We start from the raw sequence: 20,913 nt of genomic DNA, 5'->3' as shown, positions 1-20,913 counted from the left end.
GATGCCCTAATCAGGGTCGAATTCGGACGTGATGTCACCACTCGGCGGGAGGGACTCCTGGTCGCGGATCTCGTCCTGCAGGTCGCGCAGCGTCGAGCGCAGCGCGCGCTCCGCATCCAGCCCCTGCGCCTTGGCCGACGCGACGATCGCGAGAAGCAGCGGGCCGAGCTCGTCCTCGCTTCCGACCTGGACGCCGCCCGACTCCTGCAGATCGAGCAGCCCGACCTTCTGGGCGCGGCCGAGCAGCTTGTCGGCCAGCGCGAGCGACGGCATGCCCTGAGGGATGCCGTCGAGCACGCTCGTGCGGCCCGGCTTCTCCTGCTTCTTCAGCTCGTCCCAGAACCCGACCACGTCGTCCGCGGTCTCCGCGCGCCGGGCGTCCGCGGCGGTGCGGTCGCCGAAGACGTGCGGGTGGCGGCCGACCATCTTCGCGGTCATGTGGGCGGCGACATCCTGGATGTCGAAGTCCTCCCCCGGCGTGTGCGCGGCGATGTCGGCGTGGAAGAGCACCTGGTAGAGCACGTCGCCCAGCTCCTCGAGCAGCTCGTCGCGGTCACCGGTCTCGATGGCGTCGATGAGCTCGTAGGTCTCCTCGATCAGGTACTGCACCAGCGACTCGTGGGTCTGGTCGGCATCCCACGGGCACCCGCCCGGAGCGCGCAAGCGGGCCATCACGGCGACCAGCTCGTCGAGCTTCGTCGCAGCCTCCGGAACCACCACCGGTCCGGCGTCCCGACCCACTGCCTCGCCCATGCGGACCTCCTCGCTCTACGATTCATCCATCCTGCCACCGGGTAGAGTCGAAAGCGGTGTGCCGGGAAGTCTGGTCGGCGTCGTTTCCGTGACCCCGCATGATTGGTGACCGCATGAGCATCATCCGATCCGAGCGCACCGCCGCCGGACTCCTCCTCGGCGCCGCCGCGCTCGGCCTCCTCCTCGCCAACACGCCTGTGGGCCCTGCGCTGCTCGACGTGCAGCACGCCCACCTCGGCGCCGGCCCGCTCGACCTCAGCGTCGGCCACTGGATCAGCGACGGCCTCCTCGCGGTCTTCTTCTTCATCGTCGCGGTCGAGCTCAAGCACGAGCTCGTCGTCGGCGAGCTGAACAGCGTGCAGAAGGCCATCCACCCGGCGATCGCCGCGGTCGCCGGCGTCGTCGTGCCGGCCGGGATCTACCTGGCGTTGACCGCGGGCACCGGCCTGTCGCAGGGCTGGCCCATCCCGACGGCGACGGACATCGCCTTCGCCCTCGGGGTGCTCGCCGTCTTCGGCCGCGGTCTGCCCAACCGGCTGCGCGTCTTCCTGCTCGCCCTCGCCGTGCTCGACGACCTCATCGCGATCGTCATCATCGCCGTGTTCTTCACCACCGACCCGAACCTGGTGGAACTGCTGCTCGCCGCCGTCGCGGTCGCCGTGTTCGGCGTGCTGAGCCGGATGCTGCGCGGGCGGATGCGGTGGCCGCTGGGCGTCCTCATGGTGCTGCTGGCGCTGCTCACCTGGTGGCTGGTCTACGACTCCGGCGTGCACGCGACCATCGCGGGCGTGGCCCTCGGCCTGGTGATGGCGCGCCGGCCCGCCGGGCGGGTCACCCATGTGCTGGAACCGTGGTCCAACGGCTTCATCCTGCCGCTGTTCGCGTTCTCGGCGGCGCTCGTCCCCATCCCCGCCGTGGCGCCGTCGCAGTTGTCGCCCGCGTTCTGGGGCATCCTGGTCGCGCTGCCGGTGGGCAAGCTGATCGGCATCACCCTCGGCGGATGGCTGGGCTCGTTCACGAAGCGCGGCGCCGAACGCGGCCGCATCTCCCTCTTCGGACTCATCACCGTCGCCGCGCTCGGCGGGATCGGGTTCACCGTGTCCCTGCTGATGAACGAACTCGCGTTCGCCGGGTCGGAGGAGGTGCGGGCGGAGGGCACGCTGGCCGTGCTGCTCGGATCGGCGGTCGCGATCGTCGTCTCCGGGTTCCTCGTCAGCGCGCTGGCCCGCCGCAACCGCCGCGAGCACCCGCACCCGGCACACCCCTGACGCTGCACGTCCGTGGGTCGCAACACGCCGTTTCGGCTGCCGCATAACGGCGTGTTGCGACCCACGGATGCGGCGGTCAGCTGGCGCGCTCGGCCGCGGCCGGCTCCTTCTCGGGGAACAGCGCGCCCAGCAGGTCCGCCACCCAGGTGATGAGCGACGTGTCGTCCAGCGCCTCGCCGTTCACCCGCGGAAGCGGGACGGTCGCGACCTTCGGCGCGGCGTGGTACTTCGACCCTGGGTACATGCGCTGCAGGCGCACCTGCAGCGAGTCGGGCAGCACGGCGGGCGCCAGGCGCAGGTTGGATCCCATCGCCACGACCTCGCCCAGGCCCGCCTTCTGCGCTGCGCGGCGCAGACGGGACACCGCGACCAGGTTGGTCACGGCCTCTGGCGGCGTGCCATAGCGGTCGGTCAGCTCCTCCAGCACGAGATCGATCTGGCCGTCCTTCGCGGCGGGCGAGCTGGCCGTCGAGAGCTTCTGGTACGCCTCCAGCCGCAGCCGCTCGCTGTCCACGTACTCCTCGGGGATGTGCGCGTCGACCGGGAGCTCCAGCCGCAGCTCGGTCTGCCCCTCGGCGACCTCCCCGCGGAAGGTGGAGACCGCCTCGCCGATCATCCGCAGGTAGAGGTCGAAGCCGACGCCCGCGATGTGACCGGACTGCTCGCCGCCGAGCAGGTTGCCCGCTCCACGGATCTCGAGGTCTTTGAGGGCGACCTGCATGCCGCTGCCCAGGTCGTTGTTGGCGGCGATGGTCGACAGCCGGTCGTGGGCCGTCTCGCTCAGCGGCTTGTTCTCGTCCCACAGGAAGTACGCGTACGCGCGCTCCCGGCCGCGGCCGACACGACCGCGCAGCTGGTGCAACTGGCTCAGGCCGTACTTGTCGGCCCGGTCGATGATGATCGTGTTCGCGTTGGCGATGTCGAGACCCGTCTCGATGATCGTCGTGGAGACGAGCACGTCGAAGCGCCGCTCCCAGAAGTCGACGACGACCTGCTCCAGGGCGTGCTCGTTCATCTTTCCGTGGGCAACGCCGATCCGGGCCTCCGGCACGAGTTCGGCCAGCTTCGCCGCCATGCTCGTGATCGAGCCGACCCGGTTGTGCACGAAGAACACCTGACCCTCGCGCAGCAGCTCGCGGCGGATCGCCGCCGCCACCTGCTTGTCCGAGTACGGCCCGACGAAGGTGAGGATGGGGTGCCTGTCCTCCGGCGGGGTCGCGAGGGTCGACATCTCGCGGATGCCGGTGACCGCCATCTCCAGCGTGCGCGGGATCGGCGTCGCGCTCATCGCGAGGATGTCGACGTTGGTCTTCAGCTTCTTCAGCGCGTCCTTGTGCTCGACGCCGAAGCGCTGCTCCTCGTCGATGATGACGAGCCCGAGGTCTTTGAAGCTCACGCCGTCGGCCAGGATGCGGTGCGTGCCGATCACCACATCCACCGTGCCATCGGCCATGCCGCGCAGGGTCTCGCGCGCCTCTTTGTCGGTCTGGAACCGGCTGAGCTGGCGCAGGTGGATGGGGAACCCGGCGAAGCGCTCCTGGAACGTCTCGGCGTGCTGCTTCACGAGCAGCGTCGTCGGAACGAGCATCGCGACCTGCTTGCCGTCCTGCACCGCCTTGAACGCGGCGCGCACGGCGATCTCGGTCTTGCCGAAGCCGACATCGCCCGAGATCAGGCGGTCCATCGGGATGGGCCGCTCCATGTCGGCCTTCACCTCGTCGATGGTCTGCAGCTGGTCCGGCGTCTCGGCGAACGGGAAGGCCTCCTCCAGCTCGCGCTGCCACGGGGTGTCCGGAGCGAACGCGTGGCCCTTGCTGGCCATGCGGGCCGAGTAGAGCTTGACCAGCTCCACGGCGATGTCGCGCACCGCGCGGCGCGCGCGGCCCTTCGCGGCGGCCCAGTCGCTGCCGCCCATCTTGGAGAGCTGCGGAGCCTCCCCGCCGACATAGCGCGTGAGGAGGTCGAGCTGGTCGGTGGGGACGTACAGTTTGTCGCCGGGATAGCCGCGCTTCGACGGCGCGTACTCGAGCACGAGGTACTCGCGCTTCGACTTCACGGCATTGCGCCCGCCGCTGGAGACCTCGCGCTGCGTGAGCTCCACGAACCGGCCGATGCCGTGCGTCTCGTGCACGACGTAGTCGCCGGGCTTCAGCGCGAGCGGGTCGACGACGTTTTTCCGCCGCGCGGCCAGCTTCTTGACCTGGCGGGAGTCGTAGCCGGCCGCACGGCCGTAGAACTCGGCCTCGCTGATGAGCGCGAGCTTCGTCTCCGGCATCTCGAAGCCGTGCTCGGCCGTTGCCTTGACGAGGTAGGCGATGCCGGGCTCCGGGTCGGCCGGGAACTCGTCGACGGGACGCGCGGGCAGCTCGGACTCGGCCAGCACGTCGGCCGCGCGCTCGACCAGGCCGTTGCCCGCGGCGACGATGGCGACGCTCCAGCCGTCGCGCAGCCGGGCGGCCACGTGCTCGACGGCGCCGGAGACGTTGCCCTGGAAGCTGGGGACGGCCTCGGCGTTGATGCGCACCTGCAGGTGCTCCTCCAGCTCGCGCTCCTCGGGGAGGACGTCGTTCGCCTGGAAGCCGCTCATCGTCCACCACGCGTGGTCGGGGCTCGGGGAGCCGGGACGGCTGAACTTCACCGAGTCCTTCAGCTGCTGCAGCGTGAGGAAGTCGCCGGCGGCGAGGTCGATCGGGGCGGCCGCGCCGACGGTCGCCGCGCTCCAGGCGGCAGAGAGGAACTCGCGGTTGGTCTCGGCCAGGCTCACCGCGCGCGAGGCGACGCGCTCGGGCGACAGCACCGCGACGGCGGCGCCGTCGGGCAGGTAATGAGTGAGCGGGACCAGGCGGTCGACGAGCGCGGGAGCCAGCGACTCCATCCCCTCGACCGGGATGCCCTCGCCGATCTTGGCGAGCATGGCCGACAGGCTCGGGAACTCGTGCTCCATCTCGCGCGCCCGCTGGCGCACCGACTCGCTGAGCAGCAGCTCACGGCTCGGCGGCAGGCTCACCTCGGCGATCGGCTCGGGCATCGAGCGCTGGTCGGCCACCGAGAAGGCGCGGATCGCATCCACCTCGTCGCCGAAGAAGTCGATGCGGTACGGGTGGTCGGCCGTCGGAGGGAAGACGTCGAGGATGCCGCCGCGGACGGCGAACTCGCCGCGCCGGGTGACCATGTCGACGCGGCCGTACGCCAGGTCGACCAGCTGCGACGCCAGACCGCCGAGGTCGAAGCCGCGCGCACCGGTCCGCAGGGCGACCGTCGCGTAGTCGGTGAGGTTGTCGGCGAGCGGCTGCAGCGCCGCGCGCACCGATGCGACCAGGATGAACGGGGTGCTCCGGTCGCCCTCCGACCAGTCCGCGAGCCGCCGGAGGGCGCTCAGCCGCTTGCCGACGATCTCGGGGCTGGGGCTCAGCCGCTCGTGCGGCAGCGTCTCCCACGCCGGGAACTCGACGATCTCGGCGTCCGGCAGGATGCACGGCAGCGCGCCGCGGATGGACTCGGACTCGCGACCGGTCGCGGTGATGAGCAGGATCGCCTGCGACGCCCCCTGCTCGGCACGGCGCCGCAGCAGCCCCGCGAGGAGCGGTGCGCGCAGGCCGTCGGTCAGCGAGAAGTCGGCGTCGCGCGCCGCATAACCGAGCGCATCGGCGAACGAGGACTCGCGTGCGAGAGCGGCGACCAGACCCTGGAGTATCACTCGGACGATTCTACGTGGGACGGCCGACAGATCGAGGGGGTACGGACAGGTCGGAGGCTCAGATCCATCCCTCGAGCGCCCGCATGAAGCCCTCGTGGTCGTCGCGGTTGATGACATGCCCGGAGCCGGGCACGATCCGGACCTCGTACCCCTCCGAGCGCAGCCGCTCGGCCAGCTCCGGCTTCACCAGCTGCGAATTGTCCGCCAGCATGACGAGCGACGGCACCGACATGACCTCGGGGGCGCGCATGGCGGAGGGGGTCACCACCACCGGGAGGACGGCCCGGTCGAACGCTTTGAAGGTCTCGACCTCGATGGCGACGTCGGCCGGATCCCAGCGCGGGTTGCGCTTCGCGATGCGCGCCGCCGACTGCCGCGCCAGAGTGCGCAGGAAAGCCGGAGCGAGCAGCTGCTGGAACCGGTTCGCGGCCGGGCACGAGAAGGCGGGGTCGACGTAGATCACACGCTGCGGGTCGAGGCGCTCGATCGCGAGGCTGACGGTCAGCCCGCCGAGCGAGTGGCCCATGACCAGCTCGGGATGCGCGGGCACCGTGTCCACGATGTCCTGGGCCATCAGCTCGGCCGAGTACTCCTCCGTGCGAGGGCTGTGGCCGTGACCGCGCAGGTCGACGGCGATGACGCGGTAGCCGCGCTCGGCGAGCACGGGCCCGACCCGGCGCCAGTTCCGCGAGTCCGACATGACCCCGTGGACCAGGATCGCGAGGCGGTCGCCGGTGCCCCACTCGCGCGTGAACAACTCCATGCCGCTCACGGTACGCGTGATGGCTGACCCGGGGCCGGGTGTCCGCTACGCTCTGGCTGAGCATCCGCCGTGAGGCGGCCCGAATCCGAGGGGGGACCCGTGACCGACCCGAACCAGCCCGCGTACTACAGCGCCTATCCGCCCCCGCCTTCGGCCTTCGCGCCGGCCGGCTGGGCGGCCCCGCCCGCTCCCCCGCGCTCGCGTGCCCTGGGGGTCACCGCGATGTCGATCGCCATCCCGGTGTTCGTCCTCTCGGTGATCGCGTCCGTGGTCGTCGGCGTCTCGGCCGGCCCGCTCGCGACGCGCACGTCGTCCAGCTTCTCCTTCAACACGAGCGACCTGACGGCGCAGCAGGCGGAGGCGTTCGCGCCCGTCGCGGTCCTCATGGGCGTGCAGATCCTGCTCGGGACGGCGCTGGGCATCCTCGCGCTCGTGCTCGGCATCGTGGCGGTGGCGACGAAGCGCGGACGGCCGTTCGGCGTCGTGGCCATCATCGTGGCCGCGGCGGCGCCGATCGTCTCGTTCGCCGTGTACACGGCGACCCTGATCGCGACGCTTCCGCCCGCCTGACGGCCCCTCGCGGCCCCGTCCCCTCCGTTTCCGGCGGCGTCGCTCACGGAGGTCGCCGCGGCCGTCCGTGACGCTATCGCCTCCGTTTCCGGCCGACACGCGGCACGCGGCTGCGTTTCTCCTCCCCTTCCGACCTGCAGAAAGGGAGGAGAAAGCAGAGGTTCGGCCGAGCAGGGCGGACGAGGTGGCAGTAACGGAGGATCGCCCGGGCCGACGCGGAGAACCGGCGTGCGGAAAGGGAGGATCGCCCGGGCCGACGCGGGGAACCGGCGTGCGGAAAGGGAGGACATTTCGCCGCGACGCGCCGGCGGACGCGGAGAACGGAGGTCGCGAGGGCCGGGAGGGCCGGGATGTCCTCCGTTCGCGGCGCCGAGCGGCGCGGGGACGGACGGCTCCGGGCGGTGCGGGTCAGCGCGCGTGGAAGCGGTTCTGCGCCGGGGTGAGTCCGTCGGAGGCGATCTGCTCGACGGCGTCGGCCGCATCCGCCACCAGCACCGGCAGGTTCGTACGCTCCGTGGACGAGAAGCCCTTGAGCACATGGTCGGCCGCGGCCGACGAGCCAGGCGGCCGGCCGACGCCGACGCGGACGCGCGTGAAGTCGCCCGTGCCGATCGCGGCGATCACGTCGCGGACGCCGTTGTGGCCGCCGTGTCCGCCGCCGTGCTTGAGGCGGATGGTGTCGAACGGGATGTCGAGCTCGTCGTGCACCACGATCAGGTGCGACGGGTCGAGCGAGTAGAAGCGCAGCAGCTGCGACACTGGGCCGCCGGACACGTTCATGTACGTGTTCGGCTTGGCCAGGACGAAACGCGGGCCGCCGGGGGTCAGCCGACCCTCGGCGACCGTCGCGTTCGTCTTGTGGGTCTTGAAGGTGAGACGACCGCGCGAGGCGAGCTCGTCGAGCACCATCTGACCGACGTTGTGACGTGTGGCGGCGTAGCCGGGCCCGGGGTTGCCGAGCCCGACCACGAGCCACGGCCCGTCAGCGGGTCCCGTGGACGACGCCGGACGGGGGGATTCCATCGGAGGGACTTACTCGGCGCTCTCGCCGGCCTCGGCGTCCGCGGCGGCCTCGGCCGCTGCGGTCTCCTCGTCCTCGGCACGGGCGGACGCCGGCACCGCGATGTTGACGATGAGGAGCTCCTCGTCCTCGGCCAGGGTCGAGCCGGCCGGGAGGTCGAAGTCCTTCGCGAGGTACTGGGTGCCCTCCGGCGCGTCGGTGACGTCGATGACGATGCGCTCCGGGATGTGGGTCGCCTCGGTCTCGAGGCGGATGGTGCTGACCTCGAGCATGGCGATCGTGCCGGAGTAGGGCTCGCCCTCGATGTGCACGGGCACCTCGACGGTGACCTTCTCGCCGCGGCGGATCAGGATGAGGTCGAGGTGCTCGATGATCTGCGACACCGGGTCCTTCTGCACGTCCTTGACGAGCGCGAGCTGGGCCTTGCCGGCGATGTCGAGGTCGAGGACCGCGTTCGCCTTGCGGAGCAGCAGGCCGACCTGGTGCGCCGGGACGGTGATGTGGACGGGGTCGGTGCCGTGACCGTAGATGACGGCGGGGATCTTGCCGGCGGCACGGATCTTGCGCGCCGCGCCCTTGCCGAAGCTCTCGCGCAGCTCGGCTGCGACCTTGTTGGACTCGTCTGCCATGGTGTCTCCTCACCGGACGGGGTCCGGCTGTCGGGCGAGCCGCGAGGCCCGCAGTGTGGTTGTTGTTCGACTCGAACGCATCGAAGTGCGCGAGGAAAGACTGCGTAGCCTGCTCCACCGCGTCGATCACGGATGCTGGGGGCAGCATCCCTCGCCGAAGTTCAGTTGCCGAGTCTACCCGATCGCGGCGCCCTCGCAGGTCGGCCGTACTCTGCCGCGGCTGGACGTGACCGGCGCACTCATCCCTGGGTCGCAACACGCCGTTACGGCCACGCCATGACGGCGAGTTGCGTCCCACACACGGATGGACGGGCCGGCCGGGCCGGCCGGGCCGGTCAGGCCGGGGCGGCCAACTCCGCCGCGATGGTGTCCACGAGCTCGTGCGGCGGGCGGGCGACGTCGAGGCGCATGCCCCTCTCGTCGTCCTGCAGCGGCTGGAGGGTGGCGAGCTGCGAGTCGAGCAGCGACACCGGCATGAAGTGACCCGGCCGGGCGGCCATCCGCGTCGCGAGCAGCTCCCGGGAGCCGTCGAGCTCCGCGAACACCGCACCGGGCGCCTCCGACCGGATCAGGTCGCGGTACGCCCGCTTGAGCGCCGAGCACGCCACGACGACGCCCTCCGGGGCCGTCGTCTCGAGCACCCGGCCGACCTCGCGCAGCCACGGGATGCGGTCGTCGTCGGTCAACGGGATGCCCGACGCCATCTTGGCGACGTTCGCGGGCGGGTGCAGCGCGTCGCCGTCGACGAAGGGCACGCCGAGGCGCGCCGCGAGCAGCTCCCCCACCGTGCTCTTGCCCGAACCGGACACGCCCATCACCACCACCTGCACACGCTCCACGTGCGCTCCTTCCCTGCGTCGCCGGTCACCAGTCGTGCATCGAGCCGTCGAGCAGACGGTTCACCGGCAAGTATGCCGCCTGGTACGGGAACGACCCGGCGAGCACCTCGTCGTAGTCGACGCCCAGGCCCGGCTCCTCGCCGGGGACGAGCAGGCCGTCCTCGAACCGGTACCCGGGCCGGAACACCTCGTCCGTCTCCGGGCTGTGCTTCATGTACTCCTGGATGCCGAAGTTCGGGATGGCGACCCCCAGGTGGATGGCCGCGGCGAGGCCAACGGGCGACACGTCGGTCGGCCCGTGCACCCCGGACTTGATCTGGTACACCGCCGCGTAGTCGAAGATGCGCCGCAGCCCGGTGATCCCGCCGGCGTGGGTGACGGGGCTCCGCACGTAGTCGATCAGCTGCTCCTCGAACAGCTCCCGGTAGTCCCAGATGGTGTTGAAGACCTCGCCGATCGCGAGCGGCGTCGTGGTGTGCTCGCGCACGCGGCGCAGCACGGCCTGATTCTCGGCCGGGGTCACATCCTCGAGCCAGAACAGGTCGTACGGCTCCAGCGACTTGCCGAGCTTCGCCGCCTGGATGGGCGTGAGCCGATGATGGGCGTCGTGCAGCAGCGGCAGCTCCGGCCCGAACTCGTTGCGCACCGCCTCGAAGACGCCGGGGATGTGGCGGAGGTACGCACGCGTGTCCCACTGCTCCTCGACGGGCACCGCACTGCGGCGGGCCGGCTCGTGGTCGTAGCGGGCGGTGCTGCCGCCCGCGCTCGCGTCCGCCCCCGCGACCGCGTTCGGCGAGGACGCGACGCCGTACACCGAGCCGAGGCCGGGCACCCCGGTCTGGATGCGGATCGCGCGGTAGCCCTGCTCGAGGTGCGCACGCACCGAGTCGAACAGCTCCGGCAGCTCGGCGCCGGAGGCGTGGCCGTAGGTGAGGCACCCGGTCCGGCTGCGGCCGCCGAGCAGCTGGTAGAGCGGCAGGCCGGCGACCTTGGCCTTGATGTCCCACAGCGCCGTGTCGACCGCCGCGATCGAGGCCATCGTCACGGGGCCGCGCCGCCAGTACGCGCCGCGGTACAGGTACTGCCAGGTGTCCTCGATCCGGTGCGCATCGCGGCCGATCAGCAGCGGGACGACATGCTCGCTCAGGTAGGCGGCGACCGCGAGCTCCCGGCCGTTGAGGGTGGCGTCGCCGAGTCCGACGACGCCGTCCTCCGTCGTGATGCGGAGGGTGACGAAGTTGCGGCCGGGGCTGGCGACGAGGACGTCGGCGGAGGTGATTCTCATGCGGGGGCTCCTTGCAGGGATGCGATGCGGTCGGCGATGAGGCCGGCCAGGTCGGTGCGTTCGGTGAGGTCGGGGGCGAGGGCGTCGAGGACGAGGGCGGCGCGGTCGCGGTCGGTCCGCGCGTCGCGGAGGCGCACCGCGAGCCCGACGGCCCCCGCGTCGTTCACCTCCGCGGCGGCGGAACCGGCGAAGTGCCGGGCCCACGCGGCGAGGACGCCCGCCTGCGCGACGCCCGGGGCTCGGCCGCCGGCGAGCCGGGCGCGCAGCGGGTCGAGGATGCGCGGGCCGAGCTTCTGCGAGCCGTCCGCCCCGATCTGGGCCAGCCGGTGCGCGATGCGGCCGTTGGCGAACCGGTCGCGCAGGGCGGCGAGCGCCTCATCCACGGCGTCGTCCGCGAACGGGAGCTCGGTGCGCTGCTCCGACCAGAGCAGCTCCAGCTCGTCGCGCAGGGCGGGGTCGCCGACGGCCTCGGCCACGGTCGCCCGGCCGCGCAGCAGCCCGTGGTAGGCCAGCAGCGAGTGCCCGGCGTTGAGCAGCCACAGCTTGCGGCGCTCGAACGGCTCGATATCGGCGACGAACCGCGCTCCCCCGGCCTCCCAGTCCGGCCGTCCGGCGGGGAAGGCGCCCGCGAGCACCCACTCCGTGAACGGCTCGGTGACGACCGGCGCCGCGTCGTCCCAGCCGGTGAGGCGGCGCACCTCCTCGCGGTCGGCGTCGGTGGTCGCGGGCGTGATCCGGTCGACCATGCTGGAGACGAACGAGACCTCGGTGCGGATCCAGTCGCTCAGGCCGGCGTCGTCGGCGGCGAGCGCGAGCACCGCCTCCCGGATGACGTCGCCGTTGCGCGGGAGGTTGTCGCAGCTCACCACCGCGAGGGGGCCCGCGCCCGCCGCCCGGCGGGCGGCGAGGCCGTCGAGCACCCGCGCCGGGGCTCCGGCGCCCGGCCGGTACCCCGCCTCCGTGATGGTGAGGGTGAGCACCGCGACGTCCGGGTCGGCGATGGTCGCCCGCCAGGCGTCGCGATCGGCGCCGTCGTGGACGCGGCTCAGGGCGTCCACCGCCCGGGCCGCGTCGCCGTCCGCGCCGCGCTCGACCAGCGTGTAGACGGCGTCCTGCGCGGCCAGCACGCGCGCGGCCTCGGGGCTGCGACCGGTGAAGGCCGCGATCCCCCAGTCGCCGCCCGCGTCGTTCGCCGCCTGCGTGTACCAGGCCTGGTGGGCGCGGTGGAAGGCGCCGAGGCCGAGGTGCGCGACACGGACGGGGTGGCGGGCCGACCTCGGCGGCGGCGTCATGCCGCCGCCGTCGTGGCGGTCCGCGCCGCGACCGCGCGCAGATAGGCGAGGTCGTCGCGCGTGCGCTCCCGGAGCGGCACGTCGGTCGAGAAGTCCTCGCAGGTCACCCAGCCGTCATACCCGAAGGCGTGCAGCGCGCGGAAGTACGCATCCACGTCGCCGGCACCGGTGCGGAGAGGCGCCCACTCGTGGTGCCAGCGGACCGTGCCGTCCTCCTCCGGGTCGCCCGGCACCCACGCGGCGTTCTTCACGTGCACGTGGGCCAGGTACGGGCCGAGCAGCTGGAGGGACGCCAGGGTCTCCTCGCGCCCCTCGATGACGAGGTTGCCGAGATCGTGGATGACGCCGACGTGCTCCGGATCGAGCCCGTCGAGCAGCCGGAACGCCGCGGAGGCGGACGGCGTGATCGTCTCGTGGTGGAGCTCGACCAGCGCCTTGACCCCGTGGGCCGCCGCTCGTTCGGCGGCCCAGGCGATGTCGGCGCGGGCGGCGGCGAACAGGGCGCGGTAGTCGCCGGTGTCGGTCCGCGGCATGGTGACGCGCACCTGCCCGGCGCCGAGCCGCGCGGTGGCGGCCAGCATCCGCTCGACGTCCTCGTGCTGGTCGCAGCGGGCGTAGCCGCCGATGCCGGAGAACGCGAGGCCCGACTCCCGGGTGATCCTGGCGATGTCGTCCAGCCGCTCCTCCAGCCCGGTGAGCGGCCAGGTGGCGCGGTTGCCGGCCCAGAATCCCGGCTCGGCGGCGTCCTGCTGGTCGGTGATGCGCCACTCGATGCCGTCCCAGCCCTGCTCGGCGAGGATGCCGGCCGCCTGCTCCGGCGTCCATTCCGGAGTGGATGCGGTGAAGACCGAGAACCTCATGCCGGCACCCCCGTCGTGACGACGACATCGTCGAGCTCGCCCGCGACCACCTCGTCGAAGCGCACCGGCCGGCCGAGGGTGGCGGACAGGTACACAGCGCGGACGACGCACAGCGACGCGAACGCGTCCTCCACCCGCACGCCCGGGGCGCGACCGGAGTCGATCGCGTCGACGATGTCCTCGTACTGCCGCAGGTGCCCGGTCACGAAGGCGTCCGGCCCGCGGTCGCCGCCGCGCAGCTCGCCCGCCGGGACCACGTCGGCTGCGCGGTCGGCGGTGTCGCCGTCGGCAGAGAACGCCTCCAGCTGATCGTCGTGCACGACCGCCGAGCCGCGGTCGCCGTGCACCTGGATGCGCACCGCGAGGCCCGGGAACGCCGCGGTGGTCGCGTGCAGCACGGCGAGCGCGCCGGACGCGAAGCGGATGGTCGCGACGGCGATGTCCTCGACCTCGACCCGCTCGTGCGCGAGCAGGGCCGTGTGAGCGGTGATCTCGACCGGGCGGCCGAGGAACCAGACCAGCAGGTCGACGGTGTGGACGCCCTGGTTCATCACGGCGCCTCCCCCGTCGAGCTCCCAGGTGCCGCGCCACTGTCCGGAGTCGTAGTACTCCTGGCTGCGCCACCAGGCGACCGAGGCGACGCCGCTCGTGAGGCGGCCGAACCGTCCGGTGTGCGCGGCGTCGGCGACCGCCCGGGAGGCCGGGTCGAACCGGTGCTGGCTGATCACGGAGACGACGAGGCCGTCGCGCTCGGCTGCGCGGGCGAGGTCGAGGATCTCCCGCGCGCGGCCCATGTCGGTGTCGAGCGGCTTCTCGATGACCACGTTCGTGCCGGCGGCGATCGCCTCGCGTGCCGCCGCGACGTGCAGTCCGCTCGGCGTGCAGATGACGACGAGGTCGAGAGGAGCCGCGGCGAGCGCCGCGGTCAGCGTCGTGAACTCGGCCGGGCGGGCGGCACCGGACTCGGCGGCGATCGTGTCGGCGAGCGTGCGCGCGGCCGCGGGGACCGCATCCACCAGCGCCGTGATCGCGAGGCGGGGATGCCGCAGGATCGCGCGGGCGTGGTTGAGGCCGATGATGCCGCAGCCGACGATGCCGACGCGCAGCGGGGCTGCGGGTGAGGGGTCTGTCATGCGAGGGTCACTCCGATCCGGTCGGTGAGGAGGCGGAACGCGCGCCCGGCCCGCCCGAAGGCCGCAGGCCCCGAGAAGCCGCCGAGCGCGTTCACGTCGGTGAGATGGGGTTCGAGCGAGGCGAAGCCGGCGTAGCCGTCGTCGCGGAGCGCGGTGAGGGTCTCGAGCAGCTGGCCGTCGCCCTCGCCGGCGGGGACGACCTCGCCGGTTGCCGAGAGCGCGTCCTTCACCTGCAGGTACTCCAGGTGCGGACGCAGCAGCGCGTAGCCGTCGTCGAAGGGACGCGCGACGCCGACCTGCACGAAGTTCGCGCTGTCCCACGCCAGCCGGAGGGCCGGGGAGCCGACCGTCTCGACGATGTCGAGGCAGCGCTCCGGGGTGTCCCCGTAGATGTCCTTCTCGTTCTCGTGCAGCAGGATCACGCCGGCGGCCTCCGCGCGATCGGCCAGCGCGCGCATCCGCACCATCACGTCGTCGCGGATGCTCTCCACCGCGACGCCCTCCGCACGGAAGAACGAGAACAGACGGATGCAGCGGGAACCCAGGCGCTCGGCCGCGGCGATCGCGCGGCCCAGCCGCTCCACTTCGTGCTCGACCGGCAGCGCCACATCCACCTTGCCGACCGGCGACGCGATGGCCGACACGCCCATCCCGCGCTCCTCGAACACGGCGGCGAGCCGGTCGAGCTGCGCCGCGTCGAGGTCGACGATGTTGACGCCCCACGCGCTCCGCACCTCGATGAAGCTCGCACCGAGGGCCTGCAGCACCGCCGTCTGCACGACGGGGTCCGCGTCGATCTCGTCGCCGAACCCGGACAGGGTCCACGTCGCGCGATCGGTCATTCCTCCACTGTTCACGTCACTCACTGGTCACTTCACTCCTCCGGATGTCAATCCGCCCACCAGGTACCGCTGGAAGACGAGGTACAGCACCACCACCGGCAGTGCGCAGATCAGGGATGCGGCCATCATCTGGCCGTACAGCGGCACCGCGCCGCCCTCCTGCGTCGCCCCGAACACCTGCAGCGCCACCGCCGCCGTCCGCGTCTCGGGGTTCGTCAGCACCGACGCGAACAGCACGTCGTTCCAGCCGAGCAGGAAGGCGAAGATGCCGGAGACGACGATCCCCGGCCAGCTGAGCGGCACGACGATGCCGGTGAGGATGCGCCACGACGACGCTCCGTCGATGCGGGCCGCCTCCTCCAGCGCCTTGGGCAGTCCACGCAGGTAGGTCACCATGACCCAGGTCGAGAACGGCAGGGCGAAGGTGAGGTAGGTGATGAACACCGCCCAGCGCGTCCCGATGATCTGCACGCCCAGCAGCGACGCGGTCGACGAGAACAGTACGAACACCGGGAGCAGCATCAGCGTGCCGGGGATGGACTGCAGGCCGAGCAGCGCCCGGAGGAACGACAGCCGCCCGCGGAACTCGTACCGGACGAGAACGTACGCGGTGGCCACGGCGAGGAACGCGCACACGATCGCGACGGCGCCGCAGATCAGGACGCTGTTGGCGAGCCCTGTGCCGAGGTCGACGGTCGTCCACACCTTCAGGTAGTTGTCGAGGTGCAGCTCGGTCGGGAGGAACGCGCCGGCCGCGACCGACACATCCGCGTTCACCGACGCGAACAGCATGTAGAGCACCGGGCCGAGCACGATCACGAGCAGCACGGTGATGATCGTGACGATCAGCCAGCGCGGGAGCAGGCGGTGCACGTCGGCACTCGAGCGGACGACGGTCATCGCTGCGCCTCCTCTCCGGAGTCGAGCCTCACGGCCCGCAGGTACACGAACAGCGGGATGGCGATCAGCACGAGCGAGCAGATCGCCATGGCCGCGCTCAGGCCGAACCGGAAGCTCTGGAAGCTCGTGGTGTAGGTGAGCACGGGCAGGACGTCGACGTCCTGCGGCGCCGGGACGCCGAACAGCACGAACGGCAGGGTGAAGGCGTTGATGTTGTGCAGGAACGCGATGATGAGCGCGAGCAGGATCGAGCCGCGCAGGTAGGGCAGGATCACGTAGCGGAGCTTGATCCACCAGGTCGCGCCGTCGATCGCCGCAGCCTCGTGCACCTCCGGGTCGACGCTCTGGAGGCCGGCGACGACCAGCAGGTAGAAGAACGGCCACGACGTCCAGAGCTGCACGATGATCAGCGACCAGTAGCTGAGCGGCCCGTTCAGCCAGAGCCCCGGATGCGCACCGACCGCGCCGAGCATGCTGTCCACCACACCGCCCGGCTGCAGCATCGTGCGCCACAGCGTGCCGACGACGAACGCAGGAAGCACGTACGGGATGAGGAACAGCGAGCGCACCAGGGCACGGCCGCGGAAGCGGTTCTGCGTGGCGAGCGCCGCCGCCAGGCCGATCGGCAGGGTGACGACCGCGGCGATGACCGCGAACGAGACGCTGATGCCGATCGAGCGCAGCAGGGGCGACGACGCGACCGCCTCCACGTAGTTGCCGAGTCCGACGAACGGCGCCTGGAGCCAGCTCTGCAGCGTGTACTGGTCGAGGTCGAGGGTCGACATCACGACGGCCACGATCAGCGGGACGACGATGACGACCAGCATCAGGATGCCGCCGGGGAGCAGCATCCAGAGCGGGCGGTTGCGTCGTTCGAGGCCGCGGCGGCGGGCGCTGCGGGCGGAGCCCGGGCGGGCGGAGCCGGGGCGGCCACCCGCGGGAGCGCGTCCCGCGGGCGAGCCGTCGGCCGGCGCCGTGCCCTGCGGCGCGGCGATGGTGGGATTCGACATCGGTCTGACTACTTCGCCTTGCTGAGCGCGGCCTGCGCGGTGGCTTGCGCGGCCTTCAGCCGGGACTGCAGGTCGGACGACGACACACCACCGGACGACAGGGCCGGGATGGACTGCACCACCACGTTCACGAGCGCCAGCTGGGTGTCGCCCCAGGCGCCGGAGAACGGCGTCCCGTAGGCCTTCGTCCCGGCGTCGAGGATGGGGCCGAGCAACTGGTTGCCTTCCTCGATCCGCTTGGCGGCTGCGGCGTTCGTCGGCAGGTCGCCGAACGTCTTCGTGTACGCGACCTGGTTCTCCTCGCTCGTCAGCATCTTGATGAGCGCGAAGGCGAGGTCCTGGTTCTTCGAGTACTTCGCGACGACCATGTTGTCGCCCGAGATGATCGTGGCGGCGGCCTTGCCGTCGCCGGGCAGCTTCGACGCCCCGGGCGGGACGGTCGGCATGACGGCGTACGCGTACTTCCCGGCGACCGGCGACGCGTCGAGCGACACCTGCGACGACGAGGAGACCATCGGGAGGAAGGCGGCCTTCCCCGCGGCGAAGGCGGCGACGGCCTGCGCGTTCTTCCAGCCGATCGCGGACGGGTCGACCACCTTGTCCTCGGTCAGCCATCCGAAGTACGTCTGGTACGCCTTCTTCACGGCGGCGTCGTCGATGGTCGCCTTCTTCGACTTCAGGTCGAGCAGGGTGTTGCCCTGCTGCATCGACATCGCCCAGACGAACTTCCACGGGTCGAAGCTGTCCGCGTAGGCGACGGCCATGCCGTGCACGTCGCCGCTGGTGAGCTTCTTCGCCTGCGCGGCCAGGCCGTCCCAGGTGGTGGCGGGCTTGTCGATGCCCGCGGCCTTCAGCAGCTCGGTGTTGTACGCCAGGACGAACGGGCGGCTGAGGAACGGGATGCCGACCTCGTCGGATGCGCTCGGACCGGAGATGCCGAGCGTCGCCGGGACGAATCGGTCGCGGCCTCCGACCTTCTCCCAGTCGTCCTTCGTCAGCTTGACGAACGCGCCCGTGGAGTACGCGGTCGGTGTGAACGTGGTGCCGAGGTCGTAGATGTCGGGCCCCTGGCCGCTCAGCACCGACGTCTGGATCTTCGTGAGCTCGTCGTTCGCCGACGCGAACGTCTCGAACTTCACGGTCGCCCCCGTCTCCTTCTGGAACTGGGCCGAGACGTCGGAGAACCATTTCTGCTGCTGGGTGGGATAGAGCGCGTTGGCCGCGATCATGACATCGAGGGTCTTCCCGGTGCCGTCGACCTTCCCACCCGCGGACGACGAGGAAGAGGAACCGGAGCCGGAGCATCCGGTGAGCGCGATGGTTGCGGCCGCGAGGGCCGCCACCGCGCCGAGCGCAAGACGTGATCTCATTCGTGACTCTCCTTTGAGCAGGGATCGTGGCCTCGACCCGGTGGGGCCGGGGAGGATGGCTGCGACTCTAAGAGCGAGGCAAATCGGACTGCAAGCGATTGCCAGAATTTGCCATCGTGTGCTCTGATATCGGCATGAGCCCTCTCACCGGTGCGGGGAACGACCGCCCAGCGACCCTGGCGGACGTCGCAGCGCTCAGCGGCGTCGCCACCTCCACGGTCTCGCGGGCGCTCTCCAACCCGGGCCGCGTGAACGTCCTCACGCGCGAGCGCATCGAGCGCGCCGCACGCGAGCTCAACTACGTGCCGAACTCGCAGGCCCGCGCGCTGACGAGCGGACGGACCCGCGCCATCGCCGTGCTCGTCTCGGACGTGACGAACCCGTTCTACTTCGGCATCATCCGGGGCACCCAGCACCAGCTGAAGGCCGCAGGCTACACGCAGCTGCTCGTGGACACCGAGGAGTCGGACGAGCTGGAGGACGGGACGCTGCACAAGCTCCGGCGCTCCTTCGACGGCGCCATCCTCGCCGCCTCCCGGCTCACCGACCGGCGGCTGACGGCCCTCGCCAAGGAGATCCCGCTCGTCGCCGTGAACCGGCAGACCCGGGGCGTTCCGAGCGTGTTCATCGACACCCCGAGCGCGATCGAGCAGGCCGTCGGCCACCTCGTCTCGCTCGGCCACCGCCGCATCGCGTACGCGGCGGGGCCCGCCACCTCGTGGCCGAACGAGGGCCGCTGGCGCGCACTGGTCCGCGCCGCCGAGCACTACGGCGTCGAGGCGGTCCGCCTCGGGCCGTTCGCGCCGAGGCAGTATGCGGGGGCGGCGGCGGCCGATGCGGTCCTCCACTCGCGCGTCACCGCCTGCATCGCCTTCAACGACCTGCTCGCGATCGGGATGCTCCCGCGCTTCCGCGAGCGCGGCGTCCGCATCCCGGACGACCTGAGCATCGTCGGCTGCGACGACATCTTCGGCGCCGACTTCTGCAACCCTCCCCTCACGACGCTCACCGCGCCGATCGAGCAGGCGGGCCGGACCGCGGTCGCCATGCTCCTGTCCCGTCTCGACGGCGGGCCGGCGCCGATGGCGCGTCAGGCGGTCACGCTCCCGACGCACCTGACCGTCCGCGACTCCACCGGACCAGCACCCCGGACCGCACCGACCGCACCGACCACGAACGGAGTCCCGACCGCATGACCGCCCTCGCGCCGCATCCCGACCGCCTGTTCCCCGCCGACCCGGGCGTGCGCGACATCGCCCGGCGCCTGTACGCCGAGGTGGCGACGGCGCCGATCCTGTCGCCGCACGGACACGTGGATGCGCGCATGCTCGCCGACGACGAGCCGTTCCCGGACCCGGCGGCCCTCCTCATCACGCCCGACCACTACGTCACACGCATGCTGCACGCTGTCGGCGTGCCCCTCGACGAGCTCGGGCTCGCCCGCGACGGCCGACCGTCCACGGCCGACGGGCGCGCGATCTGGCGGCGGCTCTGCGAGCACTGGGACGTCTTCCTCGGCACGCCCGTCCGGCTCTGGTTCGAGACGGAGTTCAGCGAGGTCTTCGGCCTCACCGAGCAGCCGTCCCCCGCCACCGCCGACGCGCTCTACGACCAGCTGAGCGCGACGCTCGCCGACCCGGCGTTCCGGCCACGGGCGCTGTTCGAGCGCTTCCGCATCGAGGTGCTCGCGACCACGGACGACCCGGCCGACGACCTGGCCGCGCACCACCGGCTCGCCGCCGACGCGACCTTCCGCGGCCGCGTCATCCCGACCTTCCGCGCCGACCGGTACATGCACCCCGACGAACCCGGATGGGCGGCGCGGCTGGAGCGGCTCGGCGCCGTCGCCGACGTCGACACCACGACGTACCCCGGGCTGCTGGAGGCGCTGCGCCGCCGCCGCCGGGCGTTCGCGGAGGCGGGAGGGACGGCGACCGACACCGGCGTGATCGACGCCGGCAGCGATCCGCTCGACGAGGCCGAGGCGTCGCGCATCCACCGGGCGGCGCTCGAGGGAACGCTCACCGCCGGCGAGGCGGCAGCCTACCGCCGCAACCTGCTCTACCGGCTCGCCGAGCTCTCCGCCGAGGACGGCCTGGTCATGCAGCTGCACCCCGGCGTGCTCCGCAACCACCACCGACCCACCTTCGACGCGTACGGACCGGACACCGGCCACGACCTCCCCGCCGTCGGCGCGTTCACCCGGCCGCTCACGCCCATCCTGCGCGACTTCGGGACGCATCCCACCTTCCGGCTCGTGCTGTTCACGGTCGACGAGACGACGTTCTCGCGCGAGATCGGCCCGCTGGCCGGCTTCTACCCTTCCGTGTACGCGGGGGCGCCGTGGTGGTTCATCGACACACCGGACGCCATCCTGCGCTACCGGCGGGCGGTCACCGACAGCGCCGGCTTCACCAAGACCAGCGGGTTCATCGACGACACGCGTGCCTTCTGCTCCATCCCGGCCCGGCACGACATGTCGCGGCGGGTGGATGCGTCCTACCTCGCCATGCTGGTCGCCGAACACCGGGTGAGCGAGGAGGACGCCGTCGCGCTCGCCCGCCGGCTGGTGGACGACATCCCGCGGACCACGTTCCGGCTCGGCTGACCGGGCGTCGCGCTACGCTGGAGGGACTGCTCGATTCTTGCCACCCGCGGGAGAGCTGACCCCCGACTACATC

Annotated in this window: 18 protein-coding genes; 4 read left to right on the top strand and 14 right to left on the bottom strand. The window is 71.7% G+C overall.

The window, feature by feature from the left end:
• Positions 1-6: 6 nt before the first annotated feature.
• On the bottom strand, positions 7-753 hold the full coding sequence (locus BLW09_RS05400; protein WP_089909461.1) for a MazG family protein: 747 nt from the start codon (positions 751-753) through the stop codon (positions 7-9).
• A gap of 113 nt (positions 754-866) precedes the next feature.
• Here BLW09_RS05400 and nhaA point away from each other — a divergent pair, with 113 nt between their 5' ends.
• Positions 867-2,021, top strand: coding sequence for a Na+/H+ antiporter NhaA (gene nhaA, locus BLW09_RS05395; protein ID WP_089909458.1), 1,155 nt, complete (start codon positions 867-869; stop codon positions 2,019-2,021).
• A gap of 76 nt (positions 2,022-2,097) precedes the next feature.
• Here the strand turns inward: nhaA and mfd are convergent, their stop codons facing one another.
• Both mfd and BLW09_RS05385 read right to left on the bottom strand, forming a co-directional pair.
• Positions 2,098-5,718 carry a transcription-repair coupling factor gene (gene mfd / locus BLW09_RS05390; protein WP_089909454.1) on the bottom strand — a complete coding sequence of 1,207 codons (3,621 nt, stop codon included), beginning with the start codon at positions 5,716-5,718 and terminating at the stop codon, positions 2,098-2,100.
• Positions 5,719-5,776: 58 nt separating this feature from the next.
• Entirely contained in the window at positions 5,777-6,481 is a 705-nt protein-coding gene (locus BLW09_RS05385) for an alpha/beta fold hydrolase (RefSeq protein ID WP_089909451.1), read from the bottom strand.
• A 99-nt stretch (positions 6,482-6,580) separates the two neighbouring features.
• On the opposite strand from BLW09_RS05385, the gene BLW09_RS05380 reads away from it, so the two are divergent.
• Positions 6,581-7,051 (top strand): hypothetical protein, encoded by a 471-nt coding sequence (locus BLW09_RS05380; RefSeq protein WP_089909448.1) that lies wholly within the window; start codon positions 6,581-6,583, stop codon positions 7,049-7,051.
• A 408-nt stretch (positions 7,052-7,459) separates the two neighbouring features.
• Here the strand turns inward: BLW09_RS05380 and pth are convergent, their stop codons facing one another.
• The 11 genes from pth to BLW09_RS05325 form a co-directional block, all read right to left on the bottom strand.
• Positions 7,460-8,074 carry an aminoacyl-tRNA hydrolase gene (gene pth / locus BLW09_RS05375; protein ID WP_089909445.1) on the bottom strand — a complete coding sequence of 205 codons (615 nt, stop codon included), beginning with the start codon at positions 8,072-8,074 and terminating at the stop codon, positions 7,460-7,462.
• 9 nt (positions 8,075-8,083) lie between these two features.
• Complete coding sequence (locus BLW09_RS05370; RefSeq protein WP_089909442.1) at positions 8,084-8,701, bottom strand: 50S ribosomal protein L25/general stress protein Ctc; 618 nt, start codon at positions 8,699-8,701, stop codon at positions 8,084-8,086.
• 335 nt (positions 8,702-9,036) lie between these two features.
• A complete protein-coding gene (locus BLW09_RS05365) occupies positions 9,037-9,540 on the bottom strand; it encodes a gluconokinase (protein ID WP_089909441.1) in 504 nt (167 codons plus the stop codon).
• A 25-nt stretch (positions 9,541-9,565) separates the two neighbouring features.
• A complete protein-coding gene (gene manD / locus BLW09_RS05360) occupies positions 9,566-10,825 on the bottom strand; it encodes a D-mannonate dehydratase ManD (RefSeq protein ID WP_089909439.1) in 1,260 nt (419 codons plus the stop codon).
• Positions 10,822-12,117 (bottom strand): mannitol dehydrogenase family protein, encoded by a 1,296-nt coding sequence (locus tag BLW09_RS05355; protein WP_089909436.1) that lies wholly within the window; start codon positions 12,115-12,117, stop codon positions 10,822-10,824. The genes manD and BLW09_RS05355 overlap by 4 nt, the downstream gene beginning before the upstream one ends.
• Positions 12,114-12,977 (bottom strand): sugar phosphate isomerase/epimerase family protein, encoded by an 864-nt coding sequence (locus tag BLW09_RS05350; RefSeq protein ID WP_089909434.1) that lies wholly within the window; start codon positions 12,975-12,977, stop codon positions 12,114-12,116. Before BLW09_RS05350 ends, BLW09_RS05355 begins: the two co-directional genes overlap by 4 nt.
• Positions 12,974-14,110: a Gfo/Idh/MocA family protein gene (locus BLW09_RS05345; protein WP_089909432.1), complete on the bottom strand. Its 1,137-nt coding sequence runs from the start codon at positions 14,108-14,110 to the stop codon at positions 12,974-12,976. The genes BLW09_RS05350 and BLW09_RS05345 overlap by 4 nt, the downstream gene beginning before the upstream one ends.
• The gene (locus tag BLW09_RS05340; protein ID WP_089909429.1) at positions 14,107-14,952 is read right to left on the bottom strand and encodes a sugar phosphate isomerase/epimerase family protein; all 846 of its coding nucleotides are present in this window, start codon (positions 14,950-14,952) and stop codon (positions 14,107-14,109) included. The genes BLW09_RS05345 and BLW09_RS05340 overlap by 4 nt, the downstream gene beginning before the upstream one ends.
• Positions 14,953-14,979: 27 nt before the next feature.
• A complete protein-coding gene (locus tag BLW09_RS05335) occupies positions 14,980-15,852 on the bottom strand; it encodes a carbohydrate ABC transporter permease (RefSeq protein WP_089909426.1) in 873 nt (290 codons plus the stop codon).
• Positions 15,849-16,862 carry a carbohydrate ABC transporter permease gene (locus tag BLW09_RS05330; RefSeq protein WP_089909423.1) on the bottom strand — a complete coding sequence of 338 codons (1,014 nt, stop codon included), beginning with the start codon at positions 16,860-16,862 and terminating at the stop codon, positions 15,849-15,851. The genes BLW09_RS05335 and BLW09_RS05330 overlap by 4 nt, the downstream gene beginning before the upstream one ends.
• A gap of 8 nt (positions 16,863-16,870) precedes the next feature.
• Positions 16,871-18,232, bottom strand: a complete 1,362-nt coding sequence (locus BLW09_RS05325) for an ABC transporter substrate-binding protein (protein ID WP_231947078.1) — start codon at positions 18,230-18,232, stop codon at positions 16,871-16,873.
• Positions 18,233-18,366: 134 nt separating this feature from the next.
• On the opposite strand from BLW09_RS05325, the gene BLW09_RS05320 reads away from it, so the two are divergent.
• A complete protein-coding gene (locus BLW09_RS05320) occupies positions 18,367-19,428 on the top strand; it encodes a LacI family DNA-binding transcriptional regulator (protein ID WP_089909418.1) in 1,062 nt (353 codons plus the stop codon).
• Positions 19,425-20,840, top strand: a complete 1,416-nt coding sequence (gene uxaC / locus BLW09_RS05315; protein ID WP_089909415.1) for a glucuronate isomerase — start codon at positions 19,425-19,427, stop codon at positions 20,838-20,840. Before BLW09_RS05320 ends, uxaC begins: the two co-directional genes overlap by 4 nt.
• Positions 20,841-20,913: the final 73 nt, after the last annotated feature.

This window comes from Leifsonia sp. 21MFCrub1.1, from assembly GCF_900107895.1.
Lineage (GTDB): Bacteria > Actinomycetota > Actinomycetes > Actinomycetales > Microbacteriaceae > Leifsonia > Leifsonia soli.
The sequence above is the reverse complement of the archived record's forward strand: the minus strand, read 5'-3'. Positions and strand labels throughout refer to the sequence as shown.